Source organism: Aromatoleum evansii (assembly GCF_045689615.1).
Taxonomy (GTDB): Bacteria; Pseudomonadota; Gammaproteobacteria; order Burkholderiales; family Rhodocyclaceae; genus Aromatoleum; species Aromatoleum evansii.
In genome coordinates this window covers 2,330,233-2,352,605 of the sequence record NZ_CP141259.1, presented here as the reverse complement: position 1 = coordinate 2,352,605, position 22,373 = coordinate 2,330,233, and the positions used below count along the sequence as shown (strand labels likewise).

General features: G+C 65.1%; 21 protein-coding genes. 9 read left to right on the top strand and 12 right to left on the bottom strand.

Annotation, left to right across the window (positions count from 1 at the left end):
• Positions 1 to 157: 157 nt before the first annotated feature.
• The 5 genes from U5817_RS10965 to U5817_RS10945 all read right to left on the bottom strand — a co-directional run bounded on the left by U5817_RS10965 (position 158) and on the right by U5817_RS10945 (position 5,622).
• Positions 158 to 841 (bottom strand): hypothetical protein, encoded by a 684-nt coding sequence (locus tag U5817_RS10965; RefSeq protein ID WP_407280756.1) that lies wholly within the window; start codon positions 839 to 841, stop codon positions 158 to 160.
• Positions 834 to 1,643 (bottom strand): GTP cyclohydrolase FolE2, encoded by an 810-nt coding sequence (folE2, locus tag U5817_RS10960; RefSeq protein WP_169127901.1) that lies wholly within the window; start codon positions 1,641 to 1,643, stop codon positions 834 to 836. Before folE2 ends, U5817_RS10965 begins: the two co-directional genes overlap by 8 nt.
• On the bottom strand, positions 1,640 to 3,682 hold the full coding sequence (locus U5817_RS10955) for an ASKHA domain-containing protein (RefSeq protein WP_407280755.1): 2,043 nt from the start codon (positions 3,680 to 3,682) through the stop codon (positions 1,640 to 1,642). The genes folE2 and U5817_RS10955 overlap by 4 nt, the downstream gene beginning before the upstream one ends.
• A 250-nt stretch (positions 3,683 to 3,932) precedes the next feature.
• Positions 3,933 to 4,847, bottom strand: a complete 915-nt coding sequence (locus U5817_RS10950) for a dihydropteroate synthase (protein WP_407280754.1) — start codon at positions 4,845 to 4,847, stop codon at positions 3,933 to 3,935.
• 76 nt (positions 4,848 to 4,923) lie between these two features.
• Complete coding sequence (locus U5817_RS10945) at positions 4,924 to 5,622, bottom strand: B12-binding domain-containing protein (protein ID WP_169127907.1); 699 nt, start codon at positions 5,620 to 5,622, stop codon at positions 4,924 to 4,926.
• Positions 5,623 to 6,022: 400 nt separating this feature from the next.
• Here U5817_RS10945 and U5817_RS10940 point away from each other — a divergent pair, with 400 nt between their 5' ends.
• Positions 6,023 to 6,310, top strand: coding sequence for a hypothetical protein (locus U5817_RS10940; RefSeq protein ID WP_407280753.1), 288 nt, complete (start codon positions 6,023 to 6,025; stop codon positions 6,308 to 6,310).
• A 13-nt stretch (positions 6,311 to 6,323) separates the two neighbouring features.
• Positions 6,324 to 8,363 (top strand): hydantoinase/oxoprolinase N-terminal domain-containing protein, encoded by a 2,040-nt coding sequence (locus U5817_RS10935; protein ID WP_407280752.1) that lies wholly within the window; start codon positions 6,324 to 6,326, stop codon positions 8,361 to 8,363.
• 369 nt (positions 8,364 to 8,732) lie between these two features.
• Here U5817_RS10935 and U5817_RS10930 read toward each other — a convergent pair whose 3' ends face one another.
• From U5817_RS10930 to U5817_RS10910, 5 genes are all read right to left on the bottom strand, one after another.
• Positions 8,733 to 9,761 (bottom strand): methylenetetrahydrofolate reductase, encoded by a 1,029-nt coding sequence (locus U5817_RS10930; RefSeq protein ID WP_169127909.1) that lies wholly within the window; start codon positions 9,759 to 9,761, stop codon positions 8,733 to 8,735.
• A complete protein-coding gene (locus U5817_RS10925) occupies positions 9,758 to 10,231 on the bottom strand; it encodes a methylenetetrahydrofolate reductase C-terminal domain-containing protein (protein WP_407280751.1) in 474 nt (157 codons plus the stop codon). Before U5817_RS10925 ends, U5817_RS10930 begins: the two co-directional genes overlap by 4 nt.
• Before the next feature lie 64 nt (positions 10,232 to 10,295).
• Positions 10,296 to 10,613: a virulence factor gene (locus tag U5817_RS10920; RefSeq protein ID WP_407280750.1), complete on the bottom strand. Its 318-nt coding sequence runs from the start codon at positions 10,611 to 10,613 to the stop codon at positions 10,296 to 10,298.
• Positions 10,601 to 11,233, bottom strand: coding sequence for a DUF1638 domain-containing protein (locus U5817_RS10915; RefSeq protein ID WP_407280749.1), 633 nt, complete (start codon positions 11,231 to 11,233; stop codon positions 10,601 to 10,603). Before U5817_RS10915 ends, U5817_RS10920 begins: the two co-directional genes overlap by 13 nt.
• Before the next feature lie 22 nt (positions 11,234 to 11,255).
• The gene (locus U5817_RS10910; RefSeq protein WP_169127907.1) at positions 11,256 to 11,954 is read right to left on the bottom strand and encodes a B12-binding domain-containing protein; all 699 of its coding nucleotides are present in this window, start codon (positions 11,952 to 11,954) and stop codon (positions 11,256 to 11,258) included.
• A 330-nt stretch (positions 11,955 to 12,284) separates the two neighbouring features.
• On the opposite strand from U5817_RS10910, the gene purU reads away from it, so the two are divergent.
• Genes purU through U5817_RS10895 form a run of 3 tightly spaced genes read left to right on the top strand, consistent with a single transcriptional unit; the run spans position 12,285 to position 15,429 of the window.
• Positions 12,285 to 13,157, top strand: a complete 873-nt coding sequence (gene purU / locus U5817_RS10905) for a formyltetrahydrofolate deformylase (protein ID WP_407281056.1) — start codon at positions 12,285 to 12,287, stop codon at positions 13,155 to 13,157.
• A 14-nt stretch (positions 13,158 to 13,171) separates the two neighbouring features.
• Entirely contained in the window at positions 13,172 to 14,077 is a 906-nt protein-coding gene (gene folD / locus U5817_RS10900) for a bifunctional methylenetetrahydrofolate dehydrogenase/methenyltetrahydrofolate cyclohydrolase FolD (RefSeq protein ID WP_407280748.1), read from the top strand.
• Positions 14,074 to 15,429, top strand: a complete 1,356-nt coding sequence (locus U5817_RS10895) for a bifunctional folylpolyglutamate synthase/dihydrofolate synthase (RefSeq protein ID WP_407280747.1) — start codon at positions 14,074 to 14,076, stop codon at positions 15,427 to 15,429. The genes folD and U5817_RS10895 overlap by 4 nt, the downstream gene beginning before the upstream one ends.
• A 694-nt stretch (positions 15,430 to 16,123) precedes the next feature.
• Here U5817_RS10895 and U5817_RS10890 read toward each other — a convergent pair.
• The gene (locus tag U5817_RS10890) at positions 16,124 to 16,699 is read right to left on the bottom strand and encodes a TetR/AcrR family transcriptional regulator (protein ID WP_407280746.1); all 576 of its coding nucleotides are present in this window, start codon (positions 16,697 to 16,699) and stop codon (positions 16,124 to 16,126) included.
• Between the two features lie 134 nt (positions 16,700 to 16,833).
• On the opposite strand from U5817_RS10890, the gene U5817_RS10885 reads away from it, so the two are divergent.
• The 4 genes from U5817_RS10885 to U5817_RS10870 all read left to right on the top strand — a co-directional run bounded on the left by U5817_RS10885 (position 16,834) and on the right by U5817_RS10870 (position 20,013).
• Positions 16,834 to 18,042, top strand: coding sequence for a glycosyltransferase (locus U5817_RS10885; RefSeq protein ID WP_407280745.1), 1,209 nt, complete (start codon positions 16,834 to 16,836; stop codon positions 18,040 to 18,042).
• Positions 18,043 to 18,664: 622 nt separating this feature from the next.
• On the top strand, positions 18,665 to 19,033 hold the full coding sequence (locus U5817_RS10880; RefSeq protein WP_407280744.1) for a hypothetical protein: 369 nt from the start codon (positions 18,665 to 18,667) through the stop codon (positions 19,031 to 19,033).
• Positions 19,030 to 19,320, top strand: coding sequence for a hypothetical protein (locus U5817_RS10875; protein ID WP_407280743.1), 291 nt, complete (start codon positions 19,030 to 19,032; stop codon positions 19,318 to 19,320). Before U5817_RS10880 ends, U5817_RS10875 begins: the two co-directional genes overlap by 4 nt.
• A gap of 84 nt (positions 19,321 to 19,404) precedes the next feature.
• On the top strand, positions 19,405 to 20,013 hold the full coding sequence (locus U5817_RS10870; RefSeq protein ID WP_407280742.1) for a PIN domain-containing protein: 609 nt from the start codon (positions 19,405 to 19,407) through the stop codon (positions 20,011 to 20,013).
• Positions 20,014 to 20,645: 632 nt separating this feature from the next.
• Here U5817_RS10870 and betA read toward each other — a convergent pair.
• On the bottom strand, positions 20,646 to 22,355 hold the full coding sequence (gene betA, locus U5817_RS10865) for a choline dehydrogenase (protein ID WP_407280741.1): 1,710 nt from the start codon (positions 22,353 to 22,355) through the stop codon (positions 20,646 to 20,648).
• Positions 22,356 to 22,373: the final 18 nt, after the last annotated feature.

Below are 22,373 nucleotides of genomic sequence, written 5' to 3'. Positions count from 1 at the left end.
GATCGGCGGGATACGCTGCGCTACTCCCGCCCTACGGAAGAAGCAGGGCGTGAACCACGGGATCGTAGGGCGGGAGGAGCCGAAGACGCATCCGGCCAGCGACCGAGGAACCTGCACGACCGAGGAACTGGCGGGATTACGCTGCGCTACGCCCGCATCAGGCGACGAACGCCTTCATGTGGAATACCTGCATGTCTGTCGGATAGCGATAGGCCGCGCCGTAGGGACAGGCAAGGCGGTCGAGGCAGCCGGAGCTCATGCACTGCCGGCCGGCCCCCGAGTGCAGCTGGCTCCGGCACCCGGCGTAGTCGAAGCCCGTACCGGAATACGCGCCGACCGGACAGGATTTCAGGCACGGCTTTGCGACACAGGCGTCGCACAGATGCACCGCCTCCTCCCCTGCCGCAACCTCGATTTCCGTGTCGAACAGCAGCGCGCCGCGGTAGGCATGCCACAAGCCGTAGCGTGGATGCATGAGGAGGCCGAGCGGAGACGCGCGCAATCCCTCTGCGCGCATCGCCCATTGCTGGAACGGGACGAAAGGTCGGTCCGAAGGCGAAACCGCCCGCGCGCCGACCTGCGCGGCCACGGCACCGATCACCTCGCGCGCCCAGGTGTCGAGCGGGTCGCGCAGCTCCTTCGGCTGGCGCTCACGCCATGCCAGGAAATGCGGCCAGGCGGACGCGCCGGCCTGCCCGACCACCACGACCGCGCGTGCCGGACTCCCGGAGGGACCCTGCGGCGCACGCTCTTCGGGTCCGAAATTGAAGCCGCCGCGCACGATGAGCCCGTGGGCCGAAAGCGCCTCGCCGATCGATATTTCAAACCGTGAACTATTCATATTCCTGTCGGGCGACGCGCTTGTCGCGTTCGATCAGCGCGTAGGCCGAATGATTGTGAATGGACTCGAAGTTCTCCGACTCCACGACGTAACGCTCGATGCGCCTCTCGGCATCGAGCAGGCCCGCGACGTCGCGCACCATGTCTTCGACGAATTTTGGATTCTCGTAGGCACGTTCGGTCACGAACTTTTCATCCGTACGCTTGAGCAGGCCGTAAAGTTCGCACGAAGCCTGGCTCTCGACAAGCCGGACGACTTCCTCGATCCACACGAAGCCGCGTGTCTGCGCGGTGACGGTCACGTGCGAGCGCTGGTTGTGCGCGCCGTATTGCGAGATCTTTTTCGAGCACGGGCACAGGCTCGTCACCGGCACCACGACCTTCATCGTGAAGACGTATTCCCCGCCTTCGCGCAGTTCCGCGATGAAGCTGACCTCGTAGTCCATCAGGCTCTGCACGCCGGACACCGGCGCGGCCTTGTTGATGAAATACGGGAAGCGCAACTCGATCATGCCCGTCTCGGCTTCCAGGCGCGCGACCATCTCGCGCAGCATCGGCCCGATCGACTCGACCGAGATCTCGCGCTCGTTGCCGTTCAGGATCTCGATGAAGCGCGACATGTGCGTGCCCTTGAAATGCTGCGGCAGGCCGACGAACATGCTGAATTCCGCGACCGTGTGCTGCACGCCCTCGCTCTTGTCGCGCACGCTCACGGGATGGCGGATCCCCTTGATGCCGACCTTGTCGATGGCGATGCGGCGCTCGTCCTCGGCGTTCTGCACGTCTTCAAGTTTTTCGCTCATGTCCCGGCCTCTTCGGATAGCGTACGCTCCCGCCGTCCGCGCCGCGGCCGTCCCGCAGCGCCTTCCCGCTCGCGGACCTTGTTCTCCGGTAGCTGCACCACCGCGCGCAGGTTCAGGAAGGGATCGGACTTGTGCGGAATCGCCATCGCATCGACGAAATACTGCTGGAAGCTCGGCTCGACCGCCGTCTCGATCTTGTCGACACGGCGCACGACGGTCTCGATTTCCTCGCGCCGGCCGCGGTTCAGGAGCGCGATGCGCGCGCCCGTCCCCGCCGAATTGCCGACCGCAGCGACATGATCGAGCGGGCAGTCGGGGATCAGGCCCAGGATCATCGCGTACTTGACATCGATGTGGCTGCCGAAGGCGCCGGCGAGGCTGATCCGCTCGACGCGCTCGACACCCATCTTGTCCATCAGCAGGCGCACGCCGGCATACAGCGCGGCTTTCGCGAGCTGGATCGCGCGCACGTCGTTCTGCGTGATCTGCAGCGTGCGCTCGTCCGTCTCGACGAGCGTGTACGCGAAGGTGCGCCCGTTGGGCGTGATGCGCGGATTGCGCTGCGCGAGCGAACCGTCGATCACGCCGTCCTGGTCGATGATGCCGGCGAGGTACATCTCGGCGATGACCTCGACGATGCCCGAGCCGCATATGCCGGTGATGCCGGTTGCGGCCGTCGCTGCGGCGAAGCCCGCTTCGTCCGACCACAATTCGCTGCCGATCACCCTGAAGCGCGGCTCGAGCGTCACCGGATCGATGCGCACGCGCTCCATCGCACCCGGCGCCGCGCGCTGGCCGCAGCTGATCTGCGCACCCTCGAAGGCGGGCCCGGTGGGGCTGGACGCCGCGAGCAGGCGGGTGCGATTGCCAAGGACGATCTCGGCGTTGGTGCCGATGTCGACGATCAGCGTCATCGCGTCGGTGAGGTAGGGCGTCTCGGACAGGATCGCCCCTGCCGTGTCCGCGCCGACATGGCCCGCGATGCAGGGCAGCGCGTAGATGCGCGCGTTGGGGTGGATGTGGAGATCGATCTCGGTCGCCCACAGGCCGGTCACCGCCTCGTCGGTCGCCAAGGCAAACGGCGCGCCGCCAAGTTCGATCGGGTTAATCCCGAACAGGAGGTGGTGCATGATCGGGTTGCCGACGAAGGTCGCTTCGAGGATATCGACAACCCGGATGCCCGCCTCGGCCGCGAGTTCGGAGGCCAGCCCGTTGAGCGCCGCGCGCACCTCGCGTGTCATCTCGCCGTCGCCACCCGGCTTCATCATCACGTAGGAGACGCGGCTCATCAGGTCTTCGCCGAAGCGGATCTGCGGGTTCATCTTGCCCGCGGACGCGACGACCTCGCCCGTCTGCAGATCGCACAGGTGCGCGGCGATGGTCGTCGAGCCGACGTCCACCGCCATGCCGTAGACCTTCTCGCGCAGGCCCGGCCACACCGCGATGATGCGTTCGGAATCGACCACTGCGACGGTGACCTTCCATTCGCCTTGACGGAGGGCAGACTGCAGCTCCTGCACGACGCGGATGTCGGCCTGCAGGTTCGTCAGGCGCCAGTCGAAGTCCAGCGCCTCCTTCAGGCGGCGCAGGTCGGACGAAGGCACGTGCATGTCCGGCTGCTGCACTTCGACGTAGTACAGCCGGACCGCGGGATCGAGCTCGATGTCGCGCACTTCGGCGCGCTTGCGCACGATCTGGCGATGCACCTGACTGTCGGCGGGCACGTCGATCACGACGTCGCCGAGCACGGTCGTCGAGCAGCTCAGGCGTCGGCCGGGGCTCATCGCGCCGTGGGTCTTTTCCCAGGCCTGCTCGTTGTCGCTGCGCTCGCTGAGGTTGCTCGCACAGGAGTTCACACCGTGCTTGGCGAACTCGCCTTCGCTCAACACGACCTGGCAGCGTCCGCAGATGCCACGTCCGCCGCACACCGAGTCGATGTCGACGCCGAGCGCGCGCGCGGCCTGCAGCACCGGCGTGCCGATGGGGAATCGGCCGCGCCGTCCGGAGGGAGTGAAGACGACTAGGGCGTCCTGGGTCACGGGGTTCTCCTGTGGGGTTGGAGGAGACGGTTAGCGCTTGCAAAGACGGTCAGACCATCTATCCCTCCCCTGCAAGGGGGCGGAAGCGGGGTTTCGCGGAGCACTGCTCCGCGCCGCTGCAGCGGCGGAGCGAAGCGGAGACTCCCGGGCCGGGGTGGGGATGGGTGTAGAGCGCGAGCGGTAATAAGCAGCGTCCCCATTCACCCATCCCCCTCCTGTCCTCCCCCTTGAAGGGGGAGGAACCTGCTAATCAGGCCTCCACCCGCCTCCGCCGCGTCTCACGGCGGCCGCGCGCCTCGACTCCGTCGGCACCAGCCGGCGGCACCTCGCGGAACTTTCGGATCCACCGCATGCAATCCTGGTCATGCCCCATCAGCACGTCGGCGCCCATGATTGCGGTCATGATCTCGGTGTGCAGCGGGTTGGTGATCGCCGAGGTCATGCCCGAGGCGATCGCCATGCTCATGAAGGCGGCATTGACGCCGTTGCGGTTGGGCAGGCCGAAGCTGACGTTCGAGGCGCCGCAGGTGGTGTTCACCTTCAACTCCTTCTGCAGGCGATGGCACAGCTCGAACACCTGGCGGCCGGACGTGGGCACCGCGCCGATCGGCATCACCAGCGGATCGACGACGACGTCGCAGGCGGGGATGCCGTAGTCGGCCGCGCGATTGACAATCTTGCGCGCGATCTCGAAGCGCACGTTGGGATCCTGCGAGATGCCGGTTTCGTCGTTGCTGATCGCGACCACCGCTGCACCGTACTTTTTCACCAGCGGCAGCACCGTCTCGAGGCGGTCTTCCTCGCCGGTCACGGAGTTCACCAGCGCCTTGCCCTTATAGACCGAGAGGCCGGCCTCGAGCGCGGCGACGATCGAGGAGTCGATCGACAGCGGCACGTCGGTCAGCGACTGCACCAGCTTGACGGTCTCAGCCAGGATCGCCGGCTCGTCCGCGAGCGGGATGCCCGCATTGACGTCGAGCATGTGCGCGCCGGCCTCGAGCTGCGCCTGGACGTCGGAGATCACGCGGGAGAAATCGCCCGCCGCCATCTCGGCCGCGAGCAGCTTGCGGCCGGTCGGATTGATGCGCTCGCCGATGACGACGAAGGGGCGCTCGAAGCCGATGACGACTTCCTTCTTGTGCGAACTGATTACGGTGTCGGTCATGATTCCATCCTTTGTGGATTGCAGGCGCCGGATAGCGGCACCGCGCGTATGTGCTTCTTGTCGTTGTGGAGGCGCATCAGGCCGCGCGCCGCTGCTGGATAAGGGCCTTGGCGGTCTCGACCGCCACGCCCGCATCGCGGCAGTAGGCATCCGCCCCCACCGCCTTGCCGAAGGCCTCGTTCAGCGGCGCGCCACCCACCAGCACGATGTAGTCGTCGCGCAGGCCCTTTTCCTTCAGGGTGTCGATCACGACCTTCATGTAGGGCATCGTCGTCGTCAGCAGCGCCGACATCCCCAGGATGTCCGGCTTGTGCTTCTCCAGTTCCTCGATGTAGGTCTCCACCGGGATGTTGATGCCGATGTCGATCACCTCGAAGCCCGCCCCTTCCATCATCATCGCCACCAGGTTCTTGCCGATGTCGTGGATGTCGCCCTTCACCGTGCCGATCACGATCTTGCCCACCGTCTCCGCACCCGTGTCCGCCAGCAGCGGACGGATGATCTCCATGCCGCCCTTCATCGCGTTGGCCGCCATCAGCACTTCGGGCACGAACAGGATGCCGTCGCGGAAATCCACCCCCACGATGCGCATGCCTTCGACCAGCGCCTCGTCGAGCACCCGGCTCGCGCTCCAGCCGCGCGACAGCAGGATGTTGGTCGCCTCCACGATCTCCTCGCGCAGGCCGTTGTACAGGTCGTCGTGCATCTGCTCGATGAGCTCGTCGTCGGGCAGCGATGCCAGGTCGAAATCTTCGTCCTCGAATTGCTCCGCCATGGTCGTCTTCTCCTTCAAATCGTTGCGGGTGCCGACCGCAGCGGACCCGATGCGGCACAGGTTAGGGCGGCGCCCCGCAACTGGCAGGCATCTCAACGACCCCGCCATGTCCAAACGCGACAGGCTTATGCAGCTCCTTATGCAGCCCCTCATACCGCCCATTCGCGGCGAGCGAGCTTGCCCGTCAGCAATGACGGGACTGTCGCCTCACGACCCGAAGCCGTCGCAACCAGACAAGCGAAGGTCGGAAAGAAGACTAAATTGCGCATACATCAATCTGCGGATGTTGTAAGGAGACGCCGCGGTGGAGGTCACACCGGCGGGGTGACACCACAACAACAAGCTCCATGGCCCATGCCGCCTTCGGAGCACCTGCCCCATCAACTTTCTCCAGACCTTCATGACCCCCTCGGATTTTGTCGGACTCGTCGGTGTGATCGCCTGTCTCGTCGCATACGCCGGCCTGCAGATGGGCCGCCTCCAGCACGACGACCTTCGCTACATCGGACTGAACATCCTCAGCCCCGCCTGCCTGCTGGTCTCGCTGATGCATGACTTCAACCTCGCGGCCGTGATCACCCAGGTGCTATGGCTCGGCCTGAGTCTCATCGGCCTGTTGCGGGCGATGTACGCGCGCAGCCGCAAGACGGAACACTTGGGCGCCAAGTGCGCGGAAAACGAAACCTGACCGGGAGACAAGAATGGGCCTGATGCTGGGTATCGATACGGGCGGCACCTTCACCGACGCCGTGCTCGTCGACGAGCGGCGCGAAGTGATCGCTGCCGCCAAACAGCTGACGACGCGCTACGACCTGACCGTCGGCATCGCACGCGCGATCGACAGCCTGCCGCCCGAATCCCTTTCCAACGTCTCCCTCGTCTCCCTGTCGACCACGCTGACGACGAACTCCGTCGTCGAAGGCAAAGGTTCGCCCGTCTGCGCGCTGCTGATCGGCTACGACGAGCGCCAGGTGCAGAACAGCGGGCTCGCGGAGCTGCTCGGCCCCGAGACGATCGTCACGATTGCCGGCGGACACGATGCCGGCGGCGCGGAAGCCGCACCGCTCGACGAAGAGGCTGTGCGCAACGCAATCCTGAACTGGCGCGACAAGGTGTCGGCCTTCGCCATCTCGGCGACCTTCAGTGTGCGCAACCCACGTCACGAAGTACGGGTGCGCGAAATCGTGCAGGAACTCTCGCGCAAGCCGGTGACCTGCGGGCATGAACTCGCGTCCTCGCTCGGCGCGCCGCGTCGCGCGGCGACGGTGGCGCTCAACGCGCGCATGATCACCCACGTCCAACGCCTCATCGAGTCGGTGGAGGCGATCCTCGCAGCTCGTGGCATCGACGCCCCGCTGATGATCGTCAAGGGCGACGGCTCGCTGATCAATGCGCAATCGGCGCTGCAGCGGCCGGTCGGGACGGTGCTGTCCGGCCCCGCGGCGAGCGTGCTGGGCGCCTGCGCGCTGAGCGGATTGCGCGATGCGATCGTCGCCGACATGGGCGGCACAACGACCGACATCGCGGTCGTGCGCAACGGGCGGCCGGAACTGAGCTTCGACGGTGCCCTGATCGGCGGATGGCAGCCGATGGTCGAGGCGGTGCGTGTGTACTCGATCGGTCTCGGTGGCGACAGCGAGGTCCGCTTCAGCGGCGGCGAAGGGATCGCGATCGGCCCGCGCCGCGTCGTACCGCTCAGCCTGCTCGCCGCCGAACATCCGGAAGTGCTGCCCGTCCTCGAGCGTCAGGCGACATCGGCTCCCCACGGCAGCCAACTGCGCTTCGCGCTGCGCCTGCAGCACGACGAGGCGCTGCTGGCGCGCCTGCCCGACGACGAACGGCAGGCCTGGGAGCGTGTGTCGGTCAAACCCGTGGACATGGAATACGCCACCGCGGAGGACCGCCGGCTCGCCCGCGCCCTCGCCCGCCTCGAACGCAAGGGGCTGGTGATCTACAGCGGCTTCACGCCCACCGACGCGGCCCACGTGCTCGGCATCTCGAGCCACTGGTCCACGCGCGCCGCCGAGCTGGGCGCCCGCATCTGGGCGCGCCAGATGCGGCGCCTGTATGGCTGCGGCACGTGGCCCGACGGCGACGCGGAAGGCCCGTCACGCGAGGTCTTCGATCTCGTCGTCGACGGCATCAGCCAGAAACTGATCGAGGCCGGGCTGCACGAGCAGAACCGACTCGCCGCGGCCCAGGCGGACAAGCTCTCGCGGCTGCTCACCGAGATGGTCATGGAACAGCGCCGGGATCCTTCAAAGCCCTCGCTGTTCTCGGTACAGTTCGCAAGCGACGCGCCGGTCGTCGCCGTCGGCGGTCCCGCCGCGAGCTACTACCCCGAAGTCGCGCGCGGGTTGCGCACCGGCCTCTACATGCCCCGCTTCGCCGAAGTCGCCAACGCCGTCGGCGCGGTGCTGGGCGAGGTCGCGCAGCGGGTGCACCTGACGATCACGCAGCCGATGCGCGGTACGTTCCGGGTCTTCGCGCCCGATGGACCGAAGGATTTCGCGCAGCTCGGCGAGGCGATCGAATTCGCACGCGTACTGGCTGCCGACGAGGCGGCGAGCCAGGCACGCCAGGCCGGGGCGGCCTCGGTGCAGATCGACTTCGAACAGGACGAGAACAGCGTCAGCAACGAGATCGACGGCGACGTGTTCTTCGAGATGCGGCTCACCGCGATCGCCTACGGTCCGCCGTGCCGGCGCACTGATCGCGTCACGCAAGCCGAGCTGGCCTGAATAGTCGGTGAACCGCGGCTGGGCCCCGCTCCGCGGGAGACTCACACCGAACTTGCCGAGCCAGTCCGCCCAGTCGATACGCGGCCGGTACCGCTCCTCGAAGTGCAGTAGCGTGGCGGTGCTCGGCGACTGCGGCGTCGCATTCGAGGAGTTTCAGCGCAGCGGCCCCTCCTCTGCCGAGATCGCGCTTCTGTCCGCGCGCGGCGAAGCGACGTACGGAAGCCTCAAGCACGCCGCGTAAGCGCTTGATAACTCGGCAACGAGTGCCGTTCGGGGGAAGCCGCTCCGCCCTTTACGGTTCGATTGCCCTTCGACAAGTCCGTTGCAGGCTTGGCGAAGGGCTTGGGCGTTGTCATCTTGCGGCGTCGGTCAGGCCTCCATCGCCTCCCGTAGAAGCTGCCGGTCACGTCCCGGATACCACGGCACGCGTCCCTCCAGCACTCCGGAGCTCTGGATGATTTCCGCGACCGCCTCCTCCTGGCGGTAGGCCATCACATGCACGCCGCTGACGCCTTCGATCTCGCGGATCTCCTGGATCAGGTCGATGCACAGCTTCCGGCCTTCGGCCTTCTGCTTCTCGGCACCGGCCAGGCGCTTGATGACGCTGTCCGGAATATGGACGCCGGGCACGTGCTCGCGGATCCAGGTCGCGCTCTTGGCGGACGCGAGCGGGCCGACGCCGGGCATGATGAACACACGGTTCGGCCCTTCGAGCAGGCCCAGGTCGCGCACCTGCGCCATGAAGATCTTCAGGCGCGGGATGTCGTAGCAGTACTGCGTCTGGATGAACTGGGCGCCGGCCGCGACCTTCTTCGCGAGCCGATGCGGACGCCAGTCGAAGGGCGGCGCGAAGGGGTTCTCGGCCGCGCCGAGGAACACGCGCGGCGGCGTGTCGAGCTTGCGGCCGCTCTGGAAGCGGTGCTCGTCGCGCATCGCGCGGGCGATCTCCAGCAGCGACATCGAGTCGAGGTCGAACACGGGCTTGGCCTGCGGATGGTCGCCCGCCTGCACGCCGTCGCCGGTCAGGCACATGATGTTGGCCACACCCATCGCCGCCCCGCCCAGGATCTCGCCCTGGATCGCGATACGGTTGCGGTCGCGGCAGGAGATCTGCATCACCATCGCGTAGCCGCGGCGCGTCAGCAGCGAGCACACGCCGACGCTGGACATGTGGCAGTTCGCCCCCGAGCCGTCGGTCGCGTTGATCGCGTCGACGTAGCCGTCGAAGATCGCGGCGCGCTTGAACACTTCGTCGGGATCGGCCGAATCGGGCGGGTCGATCTCGGAGGTCACCGCGAACTTACCCGCGCGCAGCACGCGCTCCAGGCGGCCCGGTGAAACGTGGCCGGGCAGGATCGGCAGTCCTTCGCCGGGTGTCGGTTCGTCGTCGAAAATCATTTCTGCTCTCCCTGCGGTGCGCGTTTCTCGGCGATCTGGCGCACCACGCGCAACCAGGACGAGGTGTCGCGGAAGCGGTTATCGACGGGCTTCTGCACCACGTGGATCTTCGTGCCGGACTTCATGTGCTGGCTCCCGGCCCAGGCCTCCGCCCACACGCACTTCATCTCCGGCTTGACCTCGCAATGGCCGTTCGCCCGCACGCCGCCGCAGGGGCCGTTGCGCAGTGTCTTGGGGCAGTTCATCGGACAGGACATGCCGGTCGAACTGAGCGCGCACTGGCCGCACATCTTGCAGTCGAACAGGAAACCCTTGACGGCCCTCTCGACCCTCGCGACAGGTCCTTCCGCGCGCGCGTATCCGATGCGGCGCCACAGCGGATCGAGCCGTGCGATGAGCGGCTCGAAGGCGTTGTAGATCATCTCGAAACCCCGTGAGTGTCGGACCACCCACCGGCGTACTGCGTACATGAATGTCTCCTTCGTCCGCCACCGTCGTTGGCGCGGCAGCGTGGATGTTTGTCGATGTCGTTCTCTAGTTCGCCGCGTCCTGCGCGACCGCCACGCCCTTCGCACGGACCAGGGTTTCGAGGTCGCCGTCGCTGTATCGCGCTTCGATGCGCTCGGCCTCGGCGGAAGCTTCGGCCTGCAGGTCGTTGCCGCACTCGCGCGGCGGCTGCCGCTGCCAATCCTCGAGGTAGGCCTCGGAACTACCCTTGCCGGCGCGCATCGCCGCCCGGTCGATTGCGACCTGGAAGCGCTCCGAGAGCTGCACCTTTGCGCTCTCCCGGCCGTTCTTGACGATCACCTGCGCAGGGATGTCACGCCACTGCACAACAATCAGCTTTGCCATGAATCCTGCTCCCTGCGGGCATCGCGCCCCGGCTGTCTGTGGAAGCGGACGACGGCCCCTTCGAGGTCGCCGTAGCCCGTGAATTGATGATGGAATTCGAGGTCGAGCCGTCTGGCGGCGTCCCGCGCCTGCTCCAGCAGCTGCGCGTCCTCCGACTGGGCGAGGTACACAAGCCGGCGGTAGTTGCCGAAGTACTGCGACGCGAGTTCCGGGTGGCGTTCGATGCCGAGCTCCCGGATCACCAGCCGCTCGAAGTGACGCACGAGGAAATCGGTGAGGTAGAAGCTGCCCGGCTCGGCATCGGCGAGCGCATTGAAGGCGGCCATGCCCGCGTAGAACTCGTAGCAATGCGCGCCCGGCAGGCGCTCGATGCCCTCCTCTTCGAGCACGCGGTCGAGCAGCCCCCCGGTGCCGCAGTCGGCATAGCCGACGAGGATGCGGGCGAAGCGCAGTCGGCTCGCACGGATCTGCTCGCGCACCGCCTCGGGGATGCGGTCCGGGCGGTTATGGAGGTCCGCCGGCAGGCAATGCAGCTGCACGTGCTGCCAGCCGTTCGCGGCGATCACGGCCTTCAGCTCGCGTGCAAGCGCACCGCAGGCGATGATCAGGACGGGCTCCATGCCAGCGCCTCGTTGTCGGGAATCAGGCGGCGCGCCGTTGCTGGATGAGCGCCTTGGCAGTCTCGACGGCCACGCCCGCATCGCGGCAGTAGGCATCCGCCCCCACCGCCTTGCCGAAGGCCTCGTTCAGCGGCGCCCCACCCACCAGCACGATGTAGTCGTCGCGCAGGCCCTTTTCCTTCAGCGTGTCGATCACGACCTTCATGTACGGCATCGTCGTCGTCAGCAGCGCCGACATCCCCAGGATGTCCGGCTTGTGCTTCTCCAGTTCCTCGATGTAGGTCTCCACCGGGATGTTGATGCCGATGTCGATGACCTCGAAGCCCGCCCCTTCCATCATCATCGCCACCAGGTTCTTGCCGATGTCGTGGATGTCGCCCTTCACCGTGCCGATCACGATCTTGCCCACCGTCTCCGCACCCGTGTCCGCCAGCAGCGGACGGATGATCTCCATGCCGCCCTTCATCGCGTTGGCCGCCATCAGCACTTCGGGCACGAACAGGATGCCGTCGCGGAAATCCACCCCCACGATGCGCATGCCTTCGACCAGCGCCTCGTCGAGCACCCGGCTCGCGCTCCAGCCCCGCGACAGCAGGATGTTGGTCGCCTCCACGATCTCCTCGCGCAGGCCGTTGTAGAGGTCGTCGTGCATCTGCTCGATGAGCTCGTCGTCGGGCAGCGATGCCAGGTCGAAATCTTCGTCCTCGAATTGCTCCGCCATGGTCGTCTTCTCCTCCTGGGACGTTGTGGGTGCGCCGATGCTGCGGACCCGATGCGGCACAGGTTAGGCGTAGCCCCTCGAACTGGCAGGCGTCTCAACGACCCGCTCATATCCAAACGCGACACCGCGGACCGCCCGCGATCGCCGCCATCGTCAGCACTGGCGCGGTGTCGTGCGGCGATCAGAACTCGTCGTAACCAGACAGGCGAGCGCTGACCGGAAGACTAAATTGGGCGACGGCCAACAGTTGCGGCCACCCAGGAATCAGGAGCCGCCTCGCACGACCGGGGCGGACACAACGCTACATTCAGGAGACGCGCGATGTCGGTAATGACCGAAGGCAAGAACATTTACGTACTCAAGGCGAGCTGCAAGGGCGTGATCGGCACGGTCGCGCGCATCTCGTCCTTCCTGGCCGAGCGCCATTGCTACATCATGGAAATGCAGCAGTTCGACGAGATCCTGACCGGGCGCTTCTTCGTGCGCACGGTGTTCTCGACCGAGCCCGGCCGCACGCCGTCCTTCGAGCTGCTCAAGCAGGCCTTCGGCGAGGAACTGCCGCGCGCCGAGGAGGACTTCACCTGGGAGATGCACGACACCCTGGTTCGCCCGAAAGTGCTGCTGATGGTGTCGAAGTTCGACCATTGCCTCGACGACCTGCTCTACCGCATGCGCACGGGCGAATTGAAGATGCAGGTGCCCGCCATCGTGTCGAATCACCCCGACCTCAAGCGTCTCGCCGACTGGTACGGCATCCCCTTCCATCACCTGCCGGTGACGCCCGAGACGAAGGCAGCGCAGGAGGCGCGCCTGCTCGAGATCGTCGCCGAGACCGGCTCCGATCTGGTTGTGCTCGCACGCTACATGCAGGTGCTGTCCGAGGACCTGTGCCACAAGCTCGCGGGACGCGCGATCAACATCCACCACTCCTTCCTGCCCGGCTTCAAGGGCGCCAAGCCCTACCACCAGGCGCATGACCGCGGCGTGAAGCTGATCGGCGCGACCGCGCACTACGTGACGTCAGACCTCGACGAGGGCCCGATCATCGAGCAGGCGGTCGAGCGTGTCGATCACACCTACCAGCCGGAACACCTCGTCGCCGTCGGCCGCGATACCGAATGCCTCGCCCTCGCCCGCGCCGTCAAATACCACATCGAGCACCGCGTGTTCCTCACGGGGAACAAGACCGTCGTGTTCCGCTGAGCAGGGAGAGCCGGATGAAAGCCGAGATCATCGACGGAAAGCAAGCCGCCGAACGCCTGCGCACCGAGATCGGGCGCCAGGTCGTGCGCCTGCGCGAACAACACCTCCTCACCCCCGGCCTCGCAGTCATCCTCGTCGGCGAGGATCCGGCGAGCCAGGTCTACGTCCGCAACAAGGCGCGTCAGGCGCGCGAAGCCTCGATGGCCTCGTTCGAGTACCGGCTGCCGTACAGCGTGCCGCAGGAAAAGGTGCTGGAACTGATAGCCCGGCTCAACGACGACCCGGCAGTGCACGGCATCCTCGTCCAGCTGCCCCTGCCGCCGCAAGTCGACGCCGACCGGGTCATCAATGCGATCCGCTCCGAGAAGGACATCGACGGCTTCCACCCCGTCAACGCGGGCGCCCTGGCGACCGGTGGCGACGGCATGGTGCCCTGCACGCCGCTGGGCTGCCTGATGCTCCTCAAGCACCGACTGGGTGACCTGTCAGGCCTGCGCGCGGTCGTGTTGGGGCGGTCGAACATCGTCGGCAAGCCCATGGCCGCGCTGCTCCTGCGCGAAAGCTGCACGGTGACGATCGCCCATTCGAAGACGCGCGACCTCGCCGACGAATGCCGACGCGCCGACATCCTCGTCGCCGCCGTGGGCCGGCCCCGCATGGTCCCCGGCGACTGGATCAAGCCGGGCGCGACGGTGATCGACGTGGGCATCAACCGCATCGACACACCGGACGGCAAGGGCCGCCTAGTCGGCGATGTGGACTTCGACAGCGCCGCCGAGGTCGCCGGTGCCATTACCCCGGTGCCGGGCGGCGTCGGTCCGATGACGATCGCCTGCCTGCTGCTCAACACGCTCGAAGCGGCCTGCCGCCAGCACGGCCTCCCCGTGCCGCAGGGGCTCATGGAGGCCGCGTGGGGATGAGCTTCCCGACCGACGACGTCGCGGTGGCCGCAGCCCAGCCGCTGCGCCACGCCGACGACCTCGCGCGGCTGATCGACGCGCTCGTCGCCGCCGAACCGCTCCGCCCCTACCCACCGGCCGCGCTCGCGCCGCAACCGGTTGGCGAGTTGCTTGCCCGCATCGGCAACCCGGAGCGGGCGCTGAGGTGCATCCACGTCGCGGGGTCCAAAGGCAAGGGCAGCACGGTCCTGCTGTGCGAGGCGATCCTCGGCGCCGCCGGCCTGCGGGTCGGCAGCTACACCTCGCCGCACCTGCAGCGGTACAGCGAGCGCTACCGCGTCGGCGGGCGGGAGATCGGCGAAGCCGGGTTCGTCGCCGCGGCCGAGCGCGTCCGTCCGCATCTCGCCGCGCTGCTGAGCGATCCGCACCCGCCGGGGTTCTTCGATTTCGCGACGGCAATCGCCTTCGCTCTGTTCGAGAGCGAGCGCGTCGACGTCGCGCTGATCGAGGTCGGGCTCGGCGGACGGCGCGATCCCACCAACGTCATCTCCCCGCTCGTGTCCTGCATCACCAGCATCGAGCTCGAACACACGGACCGCCTGGGCACGACCCTCGCGGCGATTGCCGGCGAGAAGGCCGGCATCATCAAACCCTGGGTCCCGGTCGTCATCGGCGAGCTGCCCCGCGAAGCCTTCGCCTTGGTCGAAACCCAGGCCACCACCTGCGCCGCACCCTTGCACCGCCTCGGCATCGAGTTCGCCGCGGAAGTGACGCGCGCGGACGCGGAAGGCCTCGCGCTGCGCCTCGACTGCGGCCCCCTGGCGCTCGACCTCGCGCTGCCGGTCCTGGGCCCCCATCTCGCCGGCAACGCCGCGATGGCGCTCGCATGCATCCGCCACGCCGACCTGCTGCCCCTGCCCCAGCTCGCGGACGCCGCCCGTCGCGGCCTGGCCCAGGTCACGCTGCCAGGACGCACCGAGATTCTCCGACGCGCCCCCTGGGTCGTTGCGGACGGCGCCCACACCGAAGCCTCGACGCTCGCCCTGATGCGCTCGCTCGAGGTGCTCCCGTCCAGCGAGCGCCACATGGTCGTGTCCATCTCGTCCGGCAAGGACCTCGCGACGCTGCTCCCGATTCTCGCCTCGAAAGCAGCCTCGCTTGTCGTGACACGAGCCGACCGCCAACGTTCGCTCGAACCGATCACGATCGCCGACTGGGTCAGGCAGCGCTTTCCCGACCTGCCCGTGCGAATCATCGACGACCCGTTGCAGGCGGTGAGGGACACCCTCATCGACCTGCCGCCCGATTCGCTGATGTGCGTCACCGGGTCCGTGTATGCGGCGGGCGCGGCGAGGGCCGTATTGGCCGTATGACCCGCTCGCATGCAACGGCTGCAGCGCCGGGCGACGGGTGCTCTTGTCCAACAATGGATCCATCGGACTTGCGGCCCTACGCTCAAAATCACCGCAGCCGATGCCCGTCGCACGGCGGGCAGAGCTGGCAGGTGTTCGAAGCAAGTGGGGCTCCCGCCATGGTTGCACGCCGGAACCCGGGCTCCGCTCACCCCAAAGCCGCCGCTCATCTCGAACTATGGATGCTACGAACCGAGACCCCACGCCCGCCATGCCGTTAAGATGATCGACGTCCTCCGCCCCTCTGCGTGCCCCGTTGCCGCAATCCCGTAGGGCGGGAGGAGCGCAGCGCATCCCGCCACTCAAACGTTGTCGCGCCGAAGAACACGGGTGTGGCTATGTGGGCCAGCGGTCGATTGGCTTGGCGGCCGGAAGGTGATCGGCCGTTGCTGTCGGCCAGCCAGCTCCAATTGAGCGGCGGCAGCGCTGCTGACAACTGCCGCACGACGTTCACCGCCGTCGGCCGGTAGGTCTCCGGTTCATCGGACTGGTGCTATCGACCTATAGCCGACGTACAGTTTGTTGGCTGACTTGCTCAGGAATATGTCCGGCAACACCCGTACGGTGACATTTAGATCGGGGCCGCTTTAGCGACCCCGAATTCCCGCTTTGAGATGCTCACACACTCTAGAACCCCCGGTCTTGCCGGGGAATGCTATCGCATGCCCGCAACGCACGCGCCATCTACGAACAGCCGCACCACCGCCGCGAATTCCTGCTTCAGGTCGAGCCGCCGATCGGTGATCCATCGCATCAGCGCACCGAAGTACAGGTAGTGGAAATAGGTCGCCAACTGTTCAATCGGACGCGTCGGATCGAGTTCTCCGCGCTGCTGGCCGGCGACGATCAGCAGCGTCCACGCCTGCACCAGGTCACCGCTGTCGCCGGGTCTATCGGCCGTCTTGGCACTCGGCTCAAAGCTGGCAAATTTGTAGCGGATGTAGGGCAGAAGGTAGTCGGAATGGCGCTCGCACCATTCCGCCGACTCCGACAGCAGTGCCGAGACGTTGCCCCGGAAAGAGGCGTTCAGATCAAAGCGGAAACCGAGGCGAGCAAGGTCTCGTGCCAGTTCGCCTTCCAGCAGATGCGCCAGCACCGCCTCCTTGGCCGGGAAATATTTGTACAACGTGCGCTTGGAGACCTCGGCGGCGCACGCGATCTGTTCCATCGTTACCGCCGCGTAACCTTGGGTCTGAAATAGTTCGCCGGCAGCAGCGATGATGCGCTCCATCAGACGCGCCTTCTTCAAGGGTCGCAGGCCGCCGGCGAGCGCGTCAGTTTGGATTTCCAAGTCGGTCGGGGAAGTCATCGCCGGGGAGTATAGAGGATGTTAAAGTATACGTCGTATACTTTTCAGGTGATGCCATGAAACTGCTGATCCTCACGTACGGCACCGAGGGCGACACTCGGCCGCTCGTCGCCCTCGGCCAAGCGCTGCGCGGCGCCGGTCACAACGTGCATCTGCTCGGCGATGCGCGCACCCTCGGTTCGGCCGACGAAGTCGGCCTACCCCACTCGGCGCTGTCCGGCGACATCCGCCAGCTGTTCACTGAATGGAGCGGCCAGGGGCCGAAAGGCACGGCCAAGGCCTTGGTGCAACTGACCAACGCCCACACCCGCGCCTGGGTGCTGGAAACGCTGACTTCTGCTGAAGGCTGCGACGCGATTCTCACATCAGGCTTGGCCGGCTTCGTCGGCCTCTCGGTAGCCGAACGCCTGGGCATTCCGGCTATCGGCACCGGCATGATCCCTCTCACGCCTTCACGCGAATTCGCCTCGCCCTTCCTTCCCGCCGGCGTGGTGCCGTACTGGCTCAATCACGCCAGTCTCAAGCTAACCAACCACTTGTTCTGGCTGGCATTCAGGAAAACCCTGAACGAAGCGCGCCAGACTGTGCTCGGACTGCCGCCGCGCCGAACGCTGCCGACCGAACACCCCATGCTCTACGGCATCTCCCCGACGATACTGCCGCAACCCGCCGACTGGCCAGCTCACGCCCGCCTGTGCGGCCAATGGCAGACGCCGGCCAGCGATTTCAGGCCGCCACCCGAACTCGCCAGCTTCCTCCACGCCGGCCCGTTGCCGATCTATATCGGCTTCGGCAGCATGGTCGGGATCGACGGGCAGCGCATCAGGAAGACGCTGATCACCGCTCTGGCCGGGCGCCGCGCGCTGTTCTATCCGGGCTGGAGCGGTATGGACGACATCGTGCTGCCTGACAACATTTTGCGCATCGGCACCACCCCGCACGATTGGCTGTTCCCGCGCACCGCTGCCGTCATCCACCATGGCGGCTCCGGCACCACCCATTCCACCACCCGTGCTGGCAAGCCCTCGATTGTCATCCCCTTTGCCGGCGACCAGTCATTCTGGGCCGAACGCCTTAATCGTCTGGGCATTGCGCCGCCAGCGTTAGATGCAGCGAAGCTGAATGAGAGGTCATTGCGGAAGGCGATAGACTTTGTTGATAGTTTGGCGGTCCAGAGGCGGGCAGCGGAGCTTGGCGAGCGGATGGAGCGGGAAGACGGGCTGGATACGGCTATGCGAGAGATTGAGAAGCTGATTGGGCGGTAGTTTTGTGTGGAAATGCGCGATTAAGCTGACGGCATGTTGAGTGAAGCCGTCGCTTGAGCCCGCAAAGTTGGACGACTGCTCATGGCAGGGAAGGTGAATTCGCTGGAAATCCACTAAGCTGCCGTTCGCCGCAACAACGATATTGATAACGTCCGCTTTGGAGCCCGGGGCTGACTGGCTGATCCCGGCCAAGAGCGGACTGTGGCCATACTCGCGCCGAAGCGGTCATTTGACGGCGGCACTCTCAAGAATTCCGCCTATCACCGTGTTTAGCGACAGTCCGGCCGCCGTTTCTCGGGACCGACAGGGCTTCGGCCGACCCTAGATCTCCACCCTCGACTTTGCCTTTGGGCAGCCAAGGTCTCGGTATGCCCGACTGCTCACTTGTGTCGCCCCGACAACGCCTTGCAAAGCCCGACACCGAGCAGCCATCCTTTGACGCCTTAATACATTTTGATTATTGTCCATCTTTCGGTCGCTACGATGCGCACCGCATGGTGCGGTCGCATTCCGTCTAAGAATAGGCGGATTCCGTCTAGCACCAATAGGCGGAATCGGCCTAGTTCAATACTCGTGATTCCGTCCACTCAACTGCTAGGTTCCAATCGGAGTAAACCAAGGAATGAGAGATAACATTGCAGCCAGAGCCATCGACGCAGGAGGTAAGCTCACTGTCAAAAGTGCGCTTAACCCAATACTTTGGCTGTGTGCGATCGTTTCAATTCCTGGACTAGTAGCCATTCAGTTTATAACCCCCACGCCAGTATGGTTGATTATTCTCGTGTGCGGCCCAGTAGTAACCGCCATGTTAGGTTTTCTTATTCTTCTATTTATTGATAGAGATAAATTACAATCGGAAGAGTACCAGATAAGAAAACAAACATTAGAGTATATGCAGCAAAAAGGGCAGACCTTACCATCTCCTGTCAGTGACTCTGAACTAATAACCCCTCCAGAGCTTGGGCGCTTTTTAGAGGGAGAGAGAAAATGAAGTCATATATTTTCGTCTTTAGTGGCGGCGTAACCGAGCGTGACAAATTGGTTGAGATTCTCAATAAAACCCCAGAAGTCCATACATGGCGTTACGACATGGAGTCGTGTTTTTATATTTTATCCAACTCCACAGCCAAACAAATAGCAGACTCCATAAAGCGCCAGCATCCATCCATTGGCCGCCATGTAATAACGAAACTTGGCGATGAGTATTGGGGGGAATTGACCGGTGACAGTTGGCATATGTTAGAAAAGTGCGAGACACCTCCGCCACCTAACAAATAGTTCAAGCCGCTCGCTTCGCTCGCTCGGACTGGCTAAAGCCAGCCCCTTAACCAAACGATAGCGCCCATAACGAGGAATAAACACTTGAGCAGCAATTTCATTCTTGTCGACTTTGAAAACGTGCAGCCTGATTTACTTGCGGCTGTAGAACAAGCCAAATTTAGTGTTATCGTGTTTGTTGGTGCCAGCCAGACTAAAATACCGTTTGAAATTGCGGACGCGCTACAGCAAATGGGGCCAAATGCCGCATACGTCAAAATTTCCGGAAACGGCAAGAACGCATTAGACTTTCACATTGCTTTTTGGATTGGTCAGTTGTCGTCGCGTTTCCCATTGGCGGCATTTCACATTATTTCAAAGGACAACGGGTTTGACCCGCTAATTGCCCACCTAAAAGAAAGGGGCATTCCAGCTACTCGCAGGCCAAGCATCTCAGAGATACCACAACTGAAGAGCGCATCGCGTCAAACCAAGAATCCAAAGCCTTCATCGGCTTCTGTGAGCACGCCGAAAAACCCAACCGCACCCATGCAGCCAGCACCTGCACCTGCACCTGCACCTGCACCTGCACCTGCACCTGCACCTGCACCTTCAATGATCATAACGTGCCCAACCTGCAAGCACCCCGTGCCCGCAACCCCAGAACAAATAGATTTTGTTTGCCCTTCTTGCAAGGGCGCGTTCAGGTATTAAAGGAAATGCGCGCTAACAACTGCTTGCAGCGGACCGGGCGGCTCCTACGGTTTAGTAGACAGCGTGGACCACGGATGAGCGTCTGCTTTCAGTTGAGCCGAATGACCGCAGCGGGTCGATATCACCAATTCGATGAACTGTAGACCTGCCGTTCGACGGTGCTGAGGGCCACGCGGCAGCTTTCCGCAACACTTCTGCCGCTCAATCGACTCGGGTTGGCCGTCGGCATTTGCCGACCACCTGCCGGCCAGCAAGCCAATTGACTGTCAGCTCGCCCACGTAGCCACACCCGTATTCTTCGGCGCGACAACGTTTGAGTGGCGGGATGCGCTGCGCTCTCCCGCCCTACGGGATTGCGGCAACGGGGCACGCAGAGGGGCGGAGGACGTCGATCATCGTAACGGCATGGCGGGCGTGGGGTCTCGGTTCGTAGGATCCATAGTGCGAGATGAGCGGCGACAGTCGTCCACATCCCTCGATTTTGTCCAACTCGATCTGGATGACGGCTCCGGCCGAATTGTGCGCCTCCCCCGTACGGCAGCCATTTCGGGGAAGAGGCGCTCCAACCGCGATTGCACAGGAAGGGCGAGCCGTAGCCAGCCGCTGTCCGGTTACCGGAAGCGCCTGCAAACTCAGGAAGCCGCGCGCAGCTCGACCGCGCTGCGCTCCGGGCGCCCACGCACCGGCGCCTCTCCGGCGACGTAATAGCGTGCCGTGCTGCGCGGCAACGGCGCGCGGCCACGGATGCGATCAGCGATCTTCTCGCCGATCATGATGGTGGTGGCGTTGAGGTTGCCGGTGATGATCAGCGGCATGATCGAGGCATCGACCACGCGCAGCCCCTGCAGGCCGTGTATGCGGCCCTGACCGTCCACGACCGCCATCTCGTCCTCGCCCATCCTGCACGAACATGACGGATGGAAAGCCGTTTCCGCGCGTGCGCGCACGAAGGCGTCCAGCTCTGCGTCGCTCTCCACGTCGAACCCGGGGCTGAGCTCGCGGCCGCGGTACGGGTCGAGCGCGGGCTGGCTCATGATCTCGCGCGTGATCCGGATGGCATCGCGGAACTCCTGCCAGTCCTGCGCTGTGCTCATGTAGTTAAAGAGGATGCTCGGGTGCTGGCGGGGGTCCTTCGACTTGACGTGGACACGACCGCGGCTGGGCGAGCGCATCGAGCCGACGTGCGCCTGGAAACCGTGCTCGCTCACCGCGTTGCTGCCGTTGTAGTTGATTGCGACCGGCAGGAAGTGAAACTGGATGTTCGGCCACGCGAACTCCGTGCGCGTGCGGATGAAGCCGCCGGCCTCGAACTGGTTGCTGGCGCCGATGCCCGTGCCGCTGAACAGCCACTGCGCGCCGATCGCGGGCTGGTTCCACAGCTTGAGCGCCGGATACAGCGACACCGGCTCCTTGCACGCGTATTGCAGGTACATCTCCAGGTGGTCCTGAAGGTTGGCGCCCACGCCCGGCAGGTCGTGCACCACATTGATGTCTAGGCTGCGCAGCAGCGGCGCGGGACCGACGCCGGAGCGCTGCAGGATCTGCGGCGACGCGATCGCGCCCGCACACAGCAGGACCTCACGACGGGCGTGCACGGTGACCGGCTCGCTACTGTCGCCGTGCAGGTAGGCGACGCCAATCGCGCGCTTGCCGCTGAAGAGGATGCGGTCGGTGAGCGCGTGGGTGACGATCGTGAGATTGGCCCGCTCGCGTGCCTGGTCGAGGTAGCCGCGCGCGGTGCTGGAACGCCGCCCTTGCGGCGTCACGGTGCGGTCCATCGGCCCGAAGCCTTCCTGCTGGTAGCCATTGAGGTCGCTGGTGCGCGGGAAGCCCGCCTGCACGCCCGCCTCCACCATCGCTTCGAACAGCGGGTTGTTGCCCGGCTTCGGCGTGGTCACGCTGACCGGACCGTCTGCGCCGTGGTAGTCGTCGGCGCCGATGTCGCGCGATTCGGCCTTGCGGAAGTATGGCAGGCAGTCGAGGTAGGTCCAGTCCTCCAGCCCTCGCGCCGTGGCCCAGTTGTCGAAATCCAGCGCGTTGCCGCGGATGTAGCACATGCCGTTGATCAGCGACGAGCCGCCCAGCCCCTTGCCGCGCCCGCACTCCATGCGCCGCTTGTTCATGTGCGGCTCGGGATCCGTCTCGTAGGCCCAGTTGTAGCGGCGGCCCTGCAGGGGGTAGGCGAGCGCGGCCGGCATCTGGGTGCGGAAGTCCTGGCGATAGTCGGGGCCGCCCGCCTCCAGCAGCAGCACGCTGACGTCGGCGTCCTCGGTCAGGCGCGCGGCGAGCACGTTGCCCGCAGAGCCGGCGCCAATGATGATGTAGTCGTATTCTTTCTTCACGTTATCGTCCTCGGGAGG